Origin of the sequence: Cystobacter fuscus, assembly GCF_002305875.1 — a bacterium.
Lineage (GTDB): Bacteria > Myxococcota > Myxococcia > Myxococcales > Myxococcaceae > Cystobacter > Cystobacter fuscus_A.
The window spans coordinates 1,012,702-1,026,361 of the sequence record NZ_CP022098.1; the positions used below are offsets into that span (position 1 = coordinate 1,012,702).

Here is a 13,660-nt window from a genome sequence, read left to right on the forward strand (position 1 = left end):
GGTGTTCAGCGGTGTCACCGTGGCGGGAGGTTGCGCGTCGGTAGGTGTCGGTGAAGTCCAGGCTGAAGGTGAAGCGCGTGTCGGGGGGCACACCCACCAGCAGCGTCGCGTTGAGCAGGAAGTCCGGCAAGCGCGTCATGTCGAGACGGCGGGAAACCACGTGTTAAGTAGTTTTTTGAGCTTTTGGAATGCCGCGTCAGAACAGCTTTCGAAGCCAACTGATAGTGCGAGCTGTTGGTAGAGATTCGAGGATCGCGGTTTACGGGCGACACGCAAGGCTTCTTCGACTGCAAGTTTTGGATCTCGAGGCTTGACGTCGGACTCACCCAGTAGCCCAGAATTAACGAGCCAAGAACGTAAACCTGGTACGCGGTTGCTCCAACCTAAGGTTGTCTCTACATGCGGCGAATCACTCCATACCCATATTTCAAGTTCAGGATCGAGAACAACTGCGGCAGACCGATTGTCCCAGCCAGACTGCGCGAGTTGTTCCTCGACTTGTTGTTCCAAGTCCACTCTTTCTTTATGCTCCTGCCCGCATCCGTCTCGGTCGAACATTACCAATGCGTGATTATATCGTGTGCTATGTGGGCGAAGAAAATCAGGTGCTCTACGTAAGCAGCCTGGATCACGTTCTATATGGACGAAAACATCAAATGTAATGGGACGTATCCGAAGGGCATGCGTCCGACGGGTTAACAGTCCTTTGAGTGCAAACTCAGTGTTTTTGTCGGCAACAAGAACCACAAGATCCTTTGCTGGGCCTTTGGTGGTCATCCAAGTACTCCAGCGGCAAACAGAACACCCAAATTGGTTTCACCTTGCCAATTCTTGAGTGATGGATGCTGATTTCCTGGAACAATGTCGGTAGCCCCTTCTGATGTTTTGGCAAAGCAAAGCACGTCCTTTGCCTCCACTACGCTGAGGATGACCGAGGAGTGGGTCGCTAGCAGAATCTGCGCGTCGTAGACGGAAGAAAGAGACTGGAACATGGTTTCGACCGCACGAGGGTGAATACCGTTTTCAGGTTCCTCGATGAGGTAGATTCCTCGAAAATCAGGTAGGTATGCAGGCAATGTGAGAGCGAGAAGACGAAGGGTGCCATCTGATGCCATCCAGGATGGGACCTCAAGTCCTCCTTGGTACCGGAGCATCAAATAGCGGTGTTTATCATCCGCCCGCTCGACGGTTCGAAGCCCTTCCAGTTCTGGAAGGGCGGTTTGAACGTGTGCAAGCCATTCTTGAAACCTCTCAGGAGCCCTCTCTTCTAGTTCGGAAATAACCCAGGGAAGGTTCGAGCCATCGGGCTTGAATCCACGCATTTGTCCTGGTGGACTTGCTTTCCTTATCAATAGGCTGTTTAGGATGATTTGTTGGACGCCAGTCGTGAGGGTCCGTTTCAGCCAGGTGGAGACAGGAAACTGAGATTCGTCCTCTGGAAGATTTCCGAGAGCGCTCTTTCGTGGTCCCAATTTGAAAGAGGGTGCGAAGCCAGTTCCTGTTTCCGGGTAGAAACTGTCGTTGCCGCCCGTGACTTTGTTGACGACTGCTCGTGTTCCCTTGCTGCCTTTGGCTGTCAAAACACTGGTGGGTGGACCTTTGTCTTCGGGAAAGAGTTCTCGCTGTCCTTGTGTTTGGGAGGTGTTGGTGGTTTTTAGGGTTACTTTTTCGGCTAGGATTGAGACTTCGTCTGTGTCTGAAAGTCCAATCTGCACTTCATAACGAACGGTGTCGTAGGATTGAACAACGAGCCGCTGACGCTGTTCTTCCGGGATCCGAGCCTCAATGGCGAGTTCGAAATTGCGCCCTCCACGGCGCCAAGTGAGGTCGGAGAAGTTTTGGGTGCGCTCTCCGATGGCGGAATCAAGCCCATCAGATACGAGTCGCCCTAAGAGGGCAGCTACATCAAGGAAAGTGGTCTTGCCGCTAGCATTGGGCCCCACGAGCACATGAAACCGGTTGAGCGGTTGCTTGACGTAGCGCAGTGACCGGAAACGAAGGGCTTCGACAAGTGTAATCATGACACCTACGATTATAGCGCAAAAGCCCCAGGCTTCACCTCAATTTGCCGTCGGAGTCGGGTCAAATCTGCTGAATGTGACGCATGGTCGGCGTCTGAGCGCACACTGCGGGCCTGTGCTCGGAACCCATCGTCCCTGACTGCCTCTCAGTGCGATGGTGACGCGCATGCCCTCTGGGCGGATTCCCTCTGGCTCGTGCACTGCCAGTTCTTGCTCTACGCACGACCTTTATTTCGACTATCGGTTCGGCCCGTGCGGCTCTTGTCGGCTGCTCGCCCAGCCGCCTTCCGCTATTCAACTGGTCCCACTGCTAGCTGGCTGCTGAAAAAGTCCTTCGACTTATAGACGTCCTACTACCTGTAGGATAGGGGTCGGCGCTGAACTCCACATGTTGTGGGTTCACCGGTGGCTCCTCCCGTTTTCAGCAGCCTGCCGGGGCCGGACCGTATCGCCTCTGGACGGTCTGGCCCGGCAGGACCCGTTAGGGCTGCGGCCTCGTCGAACAGCGCCTGGATGTTGATGAGTTACGCTGCCTCGGGCGACGCGAGCGCCACCGGGACCGCCAGACGCATGCCTGCCCGCCTACCGGGCGAGTCGCTCTGGGTGCTCATGGGGTTTGATTTGCTCTCAAACTAGTTTAAGGGGGAGGGGAACGCTGTCGGTGGAGGGGACGCGGTGGTGGTTCCTTCCCGTGAGGCCCTGTCCTGGGAACCCTGATGCACCGAAACCTCCTCGTCCTCCTGCTGTTGCTGTCGCCCGTGTCCGCGCTCGCGCTCGCCCTCAATGGGGGGCTCGGCGAGCCGCCGCCGGAGGTGGATCGGCATACGCCCTCGGCCACGGTGACGGGCTTCCTGGAGGCCTCGCATGCCCGGTACATGGCGCTGCTGCCGCACTACCTGTGGTTGTCGCATCTGCCGCCCGAGCAGCAACGGGCGGAAGGCGAGCGGCTCGGGCGGCGGCTGATGTTCGTGCTGGACCGGGCGATGTGGTTCGACTTCTCGCGCATCGGCCAGGAGCCCCTGGGGGACACGCCTGGGGCGACCAGCGTGTCGCTGGGGCAGGTGCCGCTGGGCATGGGCACGCGCGACATCCGGTTGCGCCGGGTGGAGGGGCCGGACGGGACGCCCATCTGGGTGTTCAGCGAGGGGACGGTGCGCGCCATCGACGCGCTCTTCGAGGAGCATGGCTCGCCGCTGCTCGAGCGCCTGCCGTCGTTCTTCTTCGTGCGCCCGTTCTGGGTGTTGGAGCTGTGGCAGTGGCTGGGGCTCGTGCTGCTCGCGGGCGTGGTGTTGCTGGCGAGCCAGGTGCTGGAGCGGTGGGCGCATTGGCTGGGAGGCCGCGCGGCGCGGCTGACGAAGTCCGGATGGGATGACCAGATGCTCACGGCGGGCCGGGGGCCGATGCGCTTCGCCCTCGTGGCGTTGCTGGGCGCCGTGGGGTCGCGGCTGTTGCTGTTGCCGCCGCCGGCGCAGAAGGCGGTGGACCTGGGGGCGCGCTCGCTGGCGCTGGTGTCGGCGGCGTGGTTCGTGCTGCGCTTCGTCAAGCTGTCGGCGGGCTTCCTCGAGCAGAAGGTGATGGAGCAGGCGGGCCAGGACGTGGGTCGCGCGCGAGGGCTGCGCACCCAGCTCGTGGTGATGCGGCGGATCATCGAGGCGGCCACCTATGTCATCGCCGCGTCGTTGCTGTTGTTGCAGTTCGAGGCCGTGCGCAACGTGGGCGTGTCGCTGCTGGCCTCGGCGGGCATCGCCGGCCTGGTGCTGGGCCTCGCGGCGCAGAAGTCCATCTCCACCCTGCTCGCGGGCATCCAGCTGTCCATCACCCAGCCGGTGCGCATCGGCGACACCGTCATCGTGGAGAACGAGTGGGGATGGATCGAGGAGATCACCCTCACCTATGTCGTGGTGAAGGTGTGGGACTTGCGGCGGCTGGTGGTGCCGATGACGCACTTCCTCGACAAGCCCTTCCAGAACTGGAGCAAGGTGTCACCGGAGATCCTCGGCACGGCGGAGCTGTACGTGGACTACCGCACGGACGTGGCGGCGGTGCGGGCCGAGCTCTCGCGCATCCTGAACGACGAGGGCCGCGCGCTGTGGGATGGCAAGGTGCAGGGGTTGCAGGTGACGGGCTTCAGCGAGCGGACGATGACGTTGCGCGCGCTGGTGAGCGCGGCGGACTCGGGCAAGGCGTTCGACTTGCGGTGCCTCGTGCGCGAGCGGCTCATCGCCTTCCTCCAGCGCCAGCCCGCGGGTCTGCCCGTGGTGCGCGCCGAGGCGCTGTTCCCCGCGGAGGCCGTCGAGTCCCGAACGGCTCCGGTGCTTCCCTCGTCCGGAGGACGGAACGTGGTGGTCCCCGGGGGACGCCCGGAGTAACACGCGGCCATGGGCCCCTGCCTGGGGCGGAGAAGGGTGGCGTGTGTTCCAGCTCGAGCAGGTCTCCAAGCGCTTCGGTGACACGTGGGCCCTGCACCCGCTGGACCTGCGGGTGCCCGAGGGGCGCACCACCGTCCTCCTGGGTCCGAGTGGTTGCGGCAAGTCCACCGTGCTGCGTCTGATGAATGGGCTGTTGCGTCCCGACTCGGGGCGCGTCCTCTTCCGGGGCGAGCCCCTGCGGGAGGAGGACCTGCTCGCCGTGCGGCGGCGCATCGGCTACGTGCTCCAGGGAGGCGGTCTCTTCCCGCACCTCACCGCCGAGGGCAACGCCACCCTCATGGCGTGCTACCTGAAGTGGCCCCAGGCGCGTGTGCGCGAGCGGCTGGAGCAGCTCGTGGCGCTCACGCGCTTTCCCGCCGAGGCGCTCGGCCGCTACCCGGGAGAGCTCTCCGGAGGCCAGCGCCAGCGCGTGAGCCTCATGCGCGCGTTGATGCTCGAGCCGGACGTGCTCCTGCTCGACGAGCCCCTCGGGGCGTTGGATCCGATGATCCGCCATGAGTTGCAGGAGGACCTGCGCGACATCTTCTCCCGGCTCGGCAAGACGGTGGTGCTCGTCACCCATGACCTCGCGGAGGGGGCCTTCCTCGGCGATCACGCGGTGTTGCTGCGCGAGGGCCGTGTCGTGCAGCAGGGGCCGCTCACCGAGCTCGCGCGCGCGCCGGCGGATCCCTTCGTCACCCGCTTCTTCCAGGCCCAGCGCCTGCCCCTCGAGGGCGTCTCCCGATGAGATGGCTCGCCGCGTGGGTGCTGCTGGTGCTGTGCGCGTGCTCGAGGGTCGCCGCGGACGGCCCCACGGTGCGCGTGGGCTCCAAGAAGTTCACCGAGTCCGTCATCCTCGGAGACATGGCGACGCAGCTCGCCCGGAGCACCGGCGCGCGGGTCGAGCACCGGCGCGAGCTCGGGGGCACCCAGGTGCTCTGGCAGGCCCTGCGGCGCGGAGACATCGACGTCTATCCCGAGTACACCGGCACGCTGCGCCAGGAGCTGTTCGCCGGCCGCGCCCTGCCCAATGACGAGGCGCTGCGCGAGGCGCTCGCCGCCGAGGGGGTGCGCCTGGGCGTGTTCCTGGGCTTCAATGACACCTATGCGCTCGGCATGAAGGAGGAGGAGGCCGCGCGGCTGAACATCCGCACGCTGTCGGATCTGCGCCAGCACCCCAAGCTGCGTCTGGCCTTCAGCAACGAGTTCATGGACCGTGCCGATGGCTGGCCCTCCCTGCGCGCGCGCTACGCGCTGCCCCAGACGGAGGTGCGCGGGCTCGACCATGATCTGGCGTATCGGGGCCTGGAGAGTGGTGCCCTGCAGGTGACGGACCTGTACTCCACCGACGCGGAGATCGCCTACTACGGCCTGCGCGTGCTGGAGGATGATCTGCACCACTTCCCCGCCTATGACGCCGTGCTGCTGTACCGGGCGGAGCTCGCGGAGCGGGCCCCGGAGGTGGTGGCCGCGCTCGAGCGGTTGGAGGGCCGCGTCTCCGCGTCCGAGATGGTGGCGCTCAACGCGAGCGCGAAGCTCCAGCGGGTGCCCGAGCGCCAGGTGGCGGCCACGTTCCTCGCGCGCGAGCTGGGCCTCGCGGTGACGGTGCGGGGAGAAGGCGTGCTGACGAGCGTGTGGCGGCACACGCGTGAGCACCTGTTCCTCGTGGGCCTGTCGTTGCTCGGGGCCATCGCGGTGGCGGTGCCGCTGGGGGTGCTGGTGGCGCGTCGGCCGAGGCTCGGGCGGGGCGTGCTCGCGCTGGCGGGCATCATCCAGACGGTGCCCTCGCTCGCACTGCTGGTGTTCATGATTCCACTGCTGGGCATCGGGGCCCGGCCCGCGATCGTGGCGCTGTTCCTCTACAGCCTGCTGCCCATCATCCGGAACACGGCGGCGGGGCTCGAGGGCATCCCCCCGGAGGTGCGCGAGTCCGCCGAGGCGCTCGGCCTGCCGCCCGGCGCGCGGCTGCGCCTCGTGGAACTGCCCATGGCCGCCCCGTCCATCCTCGCGGGCATCCAGACGTCGGCGGTCATCAACGTGGGCACCGCCACGCTGGGCGCGCTCATCGGCGCGGGCGGCTACGGACAACCGATTCTCACGGGCATCCGGTTGGATGACACCGCGCTCATCCTCCAGGGGGCCGTTCCCGCCGCGGGGCTCGCGCTGCTCGTCAGTGGGTTGTTCGGGCTCGTCGAGCGGGTGGTGGTGCCCCGGGGACTGCGGCGCTAGGATCCAGGGTCGTGGCACCTCTTCGTCCCTGGGTGCCGCTCCCCGTGCACATGAGTATCGGATCGGATTCGGGCAGCGACTCCGCGCAGACCGCGGAGCAGGATCTCCAACATCGGTTGCGGCTCGCGACGCCAGAGTTCACGACGCGTGGATTCTTGTTCTCCTCCATGCTGAGGGCGGTCAAGGATCTGGGCGGGGATGACGAGGTGGTGCGGCGCTGCCTGGAGGCCAGTGGGGAGACGTCCTTCGTGGAGTTCTTCCACTACCCCACCCGCTCGCTCCTGTTGTTGATCTCCACGGCGGCCGAGGCCTTGAGTGGTCGGTATGGCAGTGTCGAGGAGGTGTTGCGGCAGATGGGCGCCATCGGGGGCGAGAGCTACATGGACACCCCCGTCGGGCGCGCGGTGCTGCAACAGACGGGAACCCGTCCGCAGCGCCTGATGTTCGCGCTGCAGACGCTCTACGAGGGCCTGACGAGCTATGGGAAGCCCGCGCTGTCCTTCCCCCGGCTGGACCGGGGGGTGCTCTCCGTCCAGGCCTCCTTCATGCCGCTCGCGTACCACGAGGGGGGCGCCCAGGCGATCTCCCGGCGCATGGGCCTGACGCCCGTGAGTCTCCGCGCGCGCAAGACGGGTCCGCTCAGCCTCGACCTGGAGTGCTCCTGGTGACGGCGGGTGCCGTGCCTCGGCCTCCGGCTCACGGCTGGAGCGGCTCGGTGATGTTGAAGAAGCTCTTGAGGACGTACGGGGTCCTGACGTCCCAGAGGACGACCTGCCCCTGGCGGATGAAGTAGCTGTCCCCCTTCTTGAAGGTGCGGGACTGGCCCGACTCGTCGGTCATGGTGACCTCGCCCGCGAGGATGGTGGCGTGCTCGGTGAAGGGGAAGGTGATCTCGATGCGGCCGGTGGTGGCCTTGAAGATGCCCGCCGTCATGCCCCGCGCGCTGTAGTCGACGCGGGCGGAGAGGGAGGGAGAGCCCTCCAGGACCCGGCCACCCAGCGACTCGGGTGCACCCAGGGGGGCGAGGGTCGACTGATCGATGGTGGTGTCCGGGGTGTAGACGACCATCGAGGGCGCCCCCATCGCCGCCGCGCTCGTGGCCAGGTCCTGCGCGGAGGGCATGGTCTCCTGCTCCGGGAGGCCACCGCACGAGCTCACGAGGCTCAGGAGGGCGGAACCGTAGAGAGCCACGAGCGAGGTTGCACGCCGATTTTGATGAGCCATGGTGTCTCTCCGGGGGTGGAACGTTGCCAGGGTTCCATTGCAACAGCCGGGCCTGAGCGTTGGAGCCCTGGCTCCTGAGCGAGCGTCGGGTGGGCCTCCCGCTCCGGTTTTCGCCTCCGGGCACCCCGTCCGCGACCCCCTTTTTACAGAGGGAGAATTCCCGTTTTTACAGGGTCGTCCCGGACACGTCTGGTTGAACGCTCGCCTTGTCTCCCGGGGCGGGAGATGGTGCGAGCGGTGGGGAGACGGGGAGGGTTGAAGGGGGGGGTCCGGATGCCTCAGGGGGTGCCTTCTGAGGTCATTCATACCCAGGCGTCGAGATGGGGCGCGCTCTTCGCATCGGCCTCCACGCTCGAGATGGAATTCACCAGTTGCGTTGCGCGGAGGGCGCCCTTCGCCTGGAAGTTTACGGAGGCGGTGGTAGGACCCTGGACCTTTCCCTCTGGGAGACGAGCAGGGCGGTGGGCCTTGGACGGCACCCGGGTGGGCAGTGGGGTTGATTCTACCCAGACAGGCGGGGGCGCGAGGTGGCTTCCGGGCGGGACGAGCCCTCACACCATGTGTGAGGGATGAAGGCTGGGAGCGAGGCGAGGGTCCCCGTCATCGCCCCGCTCCCCCTTGGCGAATCAGTCCACCGGACGCACGCGCACGTGCAGCACCGTCGCCTCGTCCTTCTCACTCAGGACCTCGATGAGGGTGCCCGTGGGGGGGACCTTCACGCCCGCGTAGGGCTGCTCGGGGTACCAGAAGGTGTTCAGGTCGTTGAACACCCGCACCGCGGGCTGCGAGGGGTAGTCCTCGCGCGGCTGGCCACTGGGCTTGAGCGACAGGGGGAAGCTGGGCTCCAGGCCGAAGGTCGCGTCATGCGTCTGCACGCGGCCGGACCAGTAGCGGCCATCCGCGCGGAGGAGCGGTCGTGGACGTGAGTCGATGGGCAGGATGCGGCCCTCGCCCGGGTGCGCCGACACGCGGTTGTCGGACATCGACGTGTCCCAATACGTGATGAGCAGGCCGGGGTTGTAGGCGTAGCGCTCGGCGTAGTCGGGGAGGCCGTCCGCGGAGAACCCGAAGTTGTAGGGGCCCGTGAACAGCCCCTCGTCGTAGCCCCGGTACTGGCGGTACTCGGCCAGGTAGTAGTGGTCATGGAAGATCTGCGCGCCGTCGTGGAGGAAGAACGTCGACTCGTCCCACGCGTCCTCGCCGTCCTCCGCGCCGTCGGCGAACACCGTCTTGTTCCTGGCCGTCACCCGCACGTCGTCCACCAGGAAGCCCTTGCCGAACTCCGCGCTGTCCGTCTTGTAGCGCAGCTTCAGCGTCACCTTCCTGCCCGCGTAGGCGCTCAGGTCGAACGTGAGCGGCACCCAGCCGTTGGACAGGCCGGTGATGCCGTTGCCCAGGTTGTTGCCGTTGGGGTTCGTGGTGCGGCTGACACTGCTGGGCAGGTGGATGAAGTCACCCTCGTCCACGGCGAGGGCGATGTAGGCGTAGTCCCAGTCCTCCTCGATGTCGAACCACGTCTGGAGCGACAGCGTGATGGGCGTCCTGGAGGGCAGCTTCAGCGTCTTCACCAGCGTGCGGTCCAGGTTGTTGGCCGCGCCGCCCTGCCAGGCGTACTGGCCGGCGAAGGGCGGGGTGGTCACCTGGGGCCGGGGCTTGGGCGGCAGGCTCACCAGCAGCGCCTGCGCCGCGTGGCGCGACGTCACCTCCGCGGGGCCCAACTTGTGGTTGGAGCGCTTGCCGGCCCTGGCCTCGTCATGGTCCAGCCAGCCCAGTTGCAGCTTGTCCCAGGCGAAGAAGTCACCCGGCCGCGAGCCGATGTCCTGGATGCCATCGTTGAGGTACGAGCCGCTGGACATGATGCTCCAGAAGCCGGTGCCATTGTCCGCCTGGCCGTCGTAGTGGTCCGGCAGGCCCAGATCGTGGCCGTACTCGTGCGCGAACACTCCCAGGCCGCCGTTCTCCGGCTGGATGGTGTAGTCGCCCACCCACTTGTCGATGCCCGCCCCGAAGCGCGTGCCGCCGTTCGGGTTGTAGCTGGGGCCCGGGCCGTCCGCGCTCAGGCCGGTGGTGTACGCGAACCAGCGGTGGCTCCACACCGCGTTGGTGCCCTGCGCGCCGCCGCCGGTTTCCTCGCCCGAGCCCGCGTGCACCAGCTGGAAGTGGTCGATGTAGCCATCCGGCTCGTTGAAGTCGCCGTCACCGTCGAAGTCGTAGCGGTCCCACACGTCGAACGTGTCCAGGTAGGCCTTGATCTGCTCCGGTGTCTTGCCCGAGGCGAGCTGGTTTTGCGTCCACGTCTTGATGGCGTCGTTGACCAGCGGCCACACGGAGTTGGAGCAGTTGATGGAGCCGCACAGGTTGTTGCCGTAGCGCGCGGAGTTGTAGGGCACGCGCACCCAGTCGGACACCGCGCCCTCGATGGTGTAGCGACCCGAGGACGCCGCCTTGTAGTAGTTGGCCACCGAGTCGGCGCCCGGTGTCGTGTCGAAGTAGAGCTTCTCGTAGTGGGCGCGGTCGTAGTCGGGCTGCCAGATGGTGGTGTTGTCCACCGCCCGGTCCGGCGCCGGAATCAGGTTGTGCACCGGTCCGGGGGCATCGCCGCCCGGGTTGGTGGCGGGGTTGCCGAGCACCGGGTGCACCTGCGTGCCGTACTCCACCAGGATGACGAACACCCGATCCGTGCGCTCCAGCTCCAGCTCCACGAACTTGCCGCGGCCCACGCGGTGCACCTTGCCCTGGCCTCGACCCGAGAGGCGCTCCTTGAGTGCCTGGGCCCGCAGTTCCTTCTGTTGTTCGCCCAACCGGTGGGGCAGGTTGTCGGAGATGTCCTCGGCCTGCTTGCGCAGGAATGTGGATGGCGGTGCGATGTCTGGTTGTGGTTTCTCATACCAGGCTCGCTCCGCGTACGCGGCGGGCGCGGTGATCGCGACGAGACTCCAGGCCAGCCAGGAGGGGGGCTTCCGCATTGCTGCTCCTTCCCATGTTTCAAGACAGCCATCCCGGCACGCGCCGGGAAGATGATAGTTATAACGGAAAACCAAGGCTGTTTGAAGAGCACCACGGCGGATACTCGTCGCGGGAAGCCCGGAGGTTTTCTTGATGGCTGGGAAATGTTGAGGAATGGGAAGGCGGAGGCGGGGAGAACGGGAAAGGCTTCTTTTGTTTTTCTTTGGCTTGGACCCGATGGGTTTTCAATCCGTTGCATGCGCTTGGGCGCTGTCCGTCACCTGCCCTTCAGCGCCACCGGATCCAAGCCCTGCGCGAGCAGGATGTCGCGGATGCCAAAGACATCCGTGTAGCCATTGGCGCGCGCGTCGAGCAGGTGCAGCACCGCCTGGATGGGGAGGAAGAGGTTGCGCCACCCCATGAGGTACAGGCCCTCCTTGTCGATGTGGGCCTGGACCACCTCGTCGGTCCATCCGCTGAAGTGTTTGAAGTGGAGCGAGCCCCGTTTCCTCAATTCGCGGCAGGACCAGTCCTTGGGAGAGTTCTCCGGAGAGGTGAAGTCCTCCCGCAGCCGGAGGGCCTGCTTGAGCCCGGGAACGTCGGGGCACCTGAACTCGAGCCGGCCGCCGCCCGTGCTCTGCACCGGCTCCCCGACGAAGTCCCACAAGCCCAGGTGCTCGAGCTTCACGTAGAGGGTGAGCACCGTCAGGCGCAGCGAGTCGTCCGGGTGGGTCAGCATGTCCTCCCAGCGGCGCAGGGCGGCCTGGTGCACGGCGAGGAGTTCCGCCCAGCGCGGGACCGCGAGGCGATGCCCGGCTCCGGGTGTCACCGGGGCCAGGGCGCGTGGGGCCGTGCCCTTCTTCTCGGCTTCTGGTTCCGGCACGGCGGTGGGGGGGATGCTGGTGTGTTTGTCTTCCGTCGACATGAAGTGCTCCCGCGCGCGGACCTTCCCGGTGGTGCACAGCATGCCTGTCTTCGGCCCGCGGCGCTGTGATGCGCGGCGCTCCGGGGGCTACACTGGTGACATGAACCAGGAACTGCGCCGTGCCGCCGAGGTGCTCCGCTCCGCGCGCGCCCTGCTCATCGGGGCGGGGGCGGGGATGGGGGTGGACTCGGGCCTGCCCGACTTCCGGGGCACCGAGGGCTTCTGGAAGGCCTACCCCCCGTACGCGAAGCTCGGGCTCGACTTCGCCTCCATGGCCAACCCCCATTGGTTCGAGCAGGATCCCGCGTTCGCCTGGGGCTTCTATGGCCACCGGCTCCACCTGTACCGCGACACGCTGCCCCACGCGGGCTTCGCGCTCTTGCGCTCCTGGGCCGAGCGCATGCCCCAGGGCGCCTTCGTCTTCACCTCCAACGTCGACGGCCAGTTCCAGAAGGCGGGCTTCCCCGAGGAGCGCGTGCTCGAGGTGCACGGCTCCATCCACTTCACCCAGTGCTTGAAGGGCTGCGCCGGGGTGGAGTCCGCCGCGTCCCTCTCCGTCGACGTGGAGTCGGAGTCCTTCCGGGCCCGGGGCGCGCTGCCCACCTGTTCCCGCTGCGAGGCGCTCCTGCGGCCCAACATCCTCATGTTCGGGGACGGGGAGTGGGACGACTCACGCACCCGGGAGCAGGAGGCACGGCTGTCCCGGTGGCTGGGCGGGGTGGAGCCCGGCTCGCTCGCCGTGGTCGAGTGCGGCGCGGGCACGGCGGTTCCCTCGGTCCGGCGCTTCTGCGAGCGCGCGGCGGCCCGGTATGGGACGCTCATCCGCGTCAACGTGCGCGAGCCCCAGGTACCCGAGGGCGGGATCGGCGTACCCCTGCGAGCGCTGGAGGCCTTGCGTGCCCTCGACGAGGCGCTCGCGCGGGGGTGAGCGCGCGGGGCCTCAGATGGGGGAGAGCACGGAGCGCACCTTCACGTCCGCCCGGGGGGCGCCCAGCGCGAGCCCCGCCGCGCCCAGCCGCAGCAGGACGATCCACACCAGGTCCGCCAGCAGCAGGTGGACGAGCTGCAACCACACGGGCGCGAGCAGCACCACGTTGAACATGCCCGCGAACAGCTGCAGTCCGTAGAGCACCCCGAGCTGCCACGCCGAGCGCCGCACCGCGGGCGAGGGCCGCAGCCGCGCCACCATCGCCGCGGAGAACACCACGCCCGCGCCCACGAGCACCGCGAGCACCGGGTGCAGCACCCGCAGCCGCAAGAGGATGTGCGCCGTGGGCGACATGTCCTGGCTCAGGCCCTCGGTGAGGCTGGTGGCCGGAAAGAGCGTGTCCCCCAGCGCCGCGATGGCCCCGCTCACCCCCAGCACCAGCAGCCCCACGAGGCTGCCCGCCAGGAGCCACGCCGTGAGGCCCTGGCGCCGCAGCATCAGCCGCTCCCGGCCCCCCGCCCACCAGGCCGTCAGCGCCTGTGCTCCCACCAGCAGGAAGGTGTTGAGCAGGTGCGTCGCCATCCAGAAGGCCCGGGCGATCGACTCGTTGTGCGCCACCATCTCGAAGAGCACCAGCCCCGCGCCCACCGCCGCCTCCGTCAGCATGAAGACGAGCGAGAAGACCGCGGCCCGGCGCACCGGGTGCCCCTTGGCGTGCGCGCGCAGGGCCCACACGCACACCACCACCGCGAAGATCATCACCAGCCCGCTGGTCAGCCGGTGCGTGTACTCGATGAGGGTCTGCACGCTGGGCTCGCGTGGCACCACCTGGCCATTGCACACCGGCCAATGGTCCCCGCAGCCCGCGCCCGAGCGCGTGGCCCGCACGTAGGCCCCCCACAGCACCACGCCCAGGGTGCACACCAGGGAGAACCAGCTGAAGACTCGGAAGGCACGGGACGACTCGGTGGCGCTCATC

At 66.8% G+C, this 13,660-nt stretch carries 11 protein-coding genes; 5 read left to right on the plus strand and 6 right to left on the minus strand.

The genetic code is table 11. The features are described 5' to 3' along the window. Positions 1-135: 135 nt before the first annotated feature. Both mads4 and mads3 read right to left on the minus strand, forming a co-directional pair. Entirely contained in the window at positions 136-777 is a 642-nt protein-coding gene (mads4, locus tag CYFUS_RS04255; RefSeq protein ID WP_095984064.1) for a methylation-associated defense system protein MAD4, read from the minus strand. Further along, complete coding sequence (mads3, locus tag CYFUS_RS04260; protein WP_095984065.1) at positions 774-2,021, minus strand: methylation-associated defense system AAA family ATPase MAD3; 1,248 nt, start codon at positions 2,019-2,021, stop codon at positions 774-776. Before mads3 ends, mads4 begins: the two co-directional genes overlap by 4 nt. 716 nt (positions 2,022-2,737) lie before the next feature. Here mads3 and CYFUS_RS04265 point away from each other — a divergent pair. From CYFUS_RS04265 to CYFUS_RS04280, 4 genes are read left to right on the plus strand one after another with little or no spacing between them, the layout of a single operon-like run. Then, positions 2,738-4,390, plus strand: coding sequence for a mechanosensitive ion channel family protein (locus tag CYFUS_RS04265; protein ID WP_095984066.1), 1,653 nt, complete (start codon positions 2,738-2,740; stop codon positions 4,388-4,390). A gap of 43 nt (positions 4,391-4,433) precedes the next feature. Then, on the plus strand, positions 4,434-5,177 hold the full coding sequence (locus CYFUS_RS04270) for an ATP-binding cassette domain-containing protein (protein WP_095984067.1): 744 nt from the start codon (positions 4,434-4,436) through the stop codon (positions 5,175-5,177). Continuing rightward, a complete protein-coding gene (locus CYFUS_RS04275; protein ID WP_095984068.1) occupies positions 5,174-6,658 on the plus strand; it encodes a glycine betaine ABC transporter substrate-binding protein in 1,485 nt (494 codons plus the stop codon). Before CYFUS_RS04270 ends, CYFUS_RS04275 begins: the two co-directional genes overlap by 4 nt. Before the next feature lie 50 nt (positions 6,659-6,708). Continuing rightward, positions 6,709-7,326, plus strand: a complete 618-nt coding sequence (locus CYFUS_RS04280) for a TIGR02265 family protein (RefSeq protein ID WP_157758231.1) — start codon at positions 6,709-6,711, stop codon at positions 7,324-7,326. 28 nt (positions 7,327-7,354) lie between these two features. Here CYFUS_RS04280 and CYFUS_RS04285 read toward each other — a convergent pair whose 3' ends face one another. The 3 genes from CYFUS_RS04285 to CYFUS_RS04295 all read right to left on the minus strand — a co-directional run bounded on the left by CYFUS_RS04285 (position 7,355) and on the right by CYFUS_RS04295 (position 11,753). Continuing rightward, a complete protein-coding gene (locus tag CYFUS_RS04285; protein ID WP_095991793.1) occupies positions 7,355-7,780 on the minus strand; it encodes a cupin domain-containing protein in 426 nt (141 codons plus the stop codon). A gap of 728 nt (positions 7,781-8,508) precedes the next feature. Next, positions 8,509-10,848 carry an immune inhibitor A domain-containing protein gene (locus CYFUS_RS04290; protein ID WP_095984070.1) on the minus strand — a complete coding sequence of 780 codons (2,340 nt, stop codon included), beginning with the start codon at positions 10,846-10,848 and terminating at the stop codon, positions 8,509-8,511. A 257-nt stretch (positions 10,849-11,105) separates the two neighbouring features. Then, positions 11,106-11,753 carry a hypothetical protein gene (locus CYFUS_RS04295; protein ID WP_157758232.1) on the minus strand — a complete coding sequence of 216 codons (648 nt, stop codon included), beginning with the start codon at positions 11,751-11,753 and terminating at the stop codon, positions 11,106-11,108. A gap of 40 nt (positions 11,754-11,793) precedes the next feature. Between CYFUS_RS04295 and CYFUS_RS04300 the strand changes: the two genes are divergently transcribed. After that, on the plus strand, positions 11,794-12,681 hold the full coding sequence (locus CYFUS_RS04300; protein WP_232537360.1) for an SIR2 family NAD-dependent protein deacylase: 888 nt from the start codon (positions 11,794-11,796) through the stop codon (positions 12,679-12,681). A gap of 12 nt (positions 12,682-12,693) precedes the next feature. On the opposite strand, the gene CYFUS_RS04305 is transcribed toward CYFUS_RS04300, so the two are convergent. Further along, entirely contained in the window at positions 12,694-13,659 is a 966-nt protein-coding gene (locus CYFUS_RS04305; RefSeq protein ID WP_095984073.1) for a COX15/CtaA family protein, read from the minus strand. Position 13,660 lies beyond the last annotated feature (1 nt).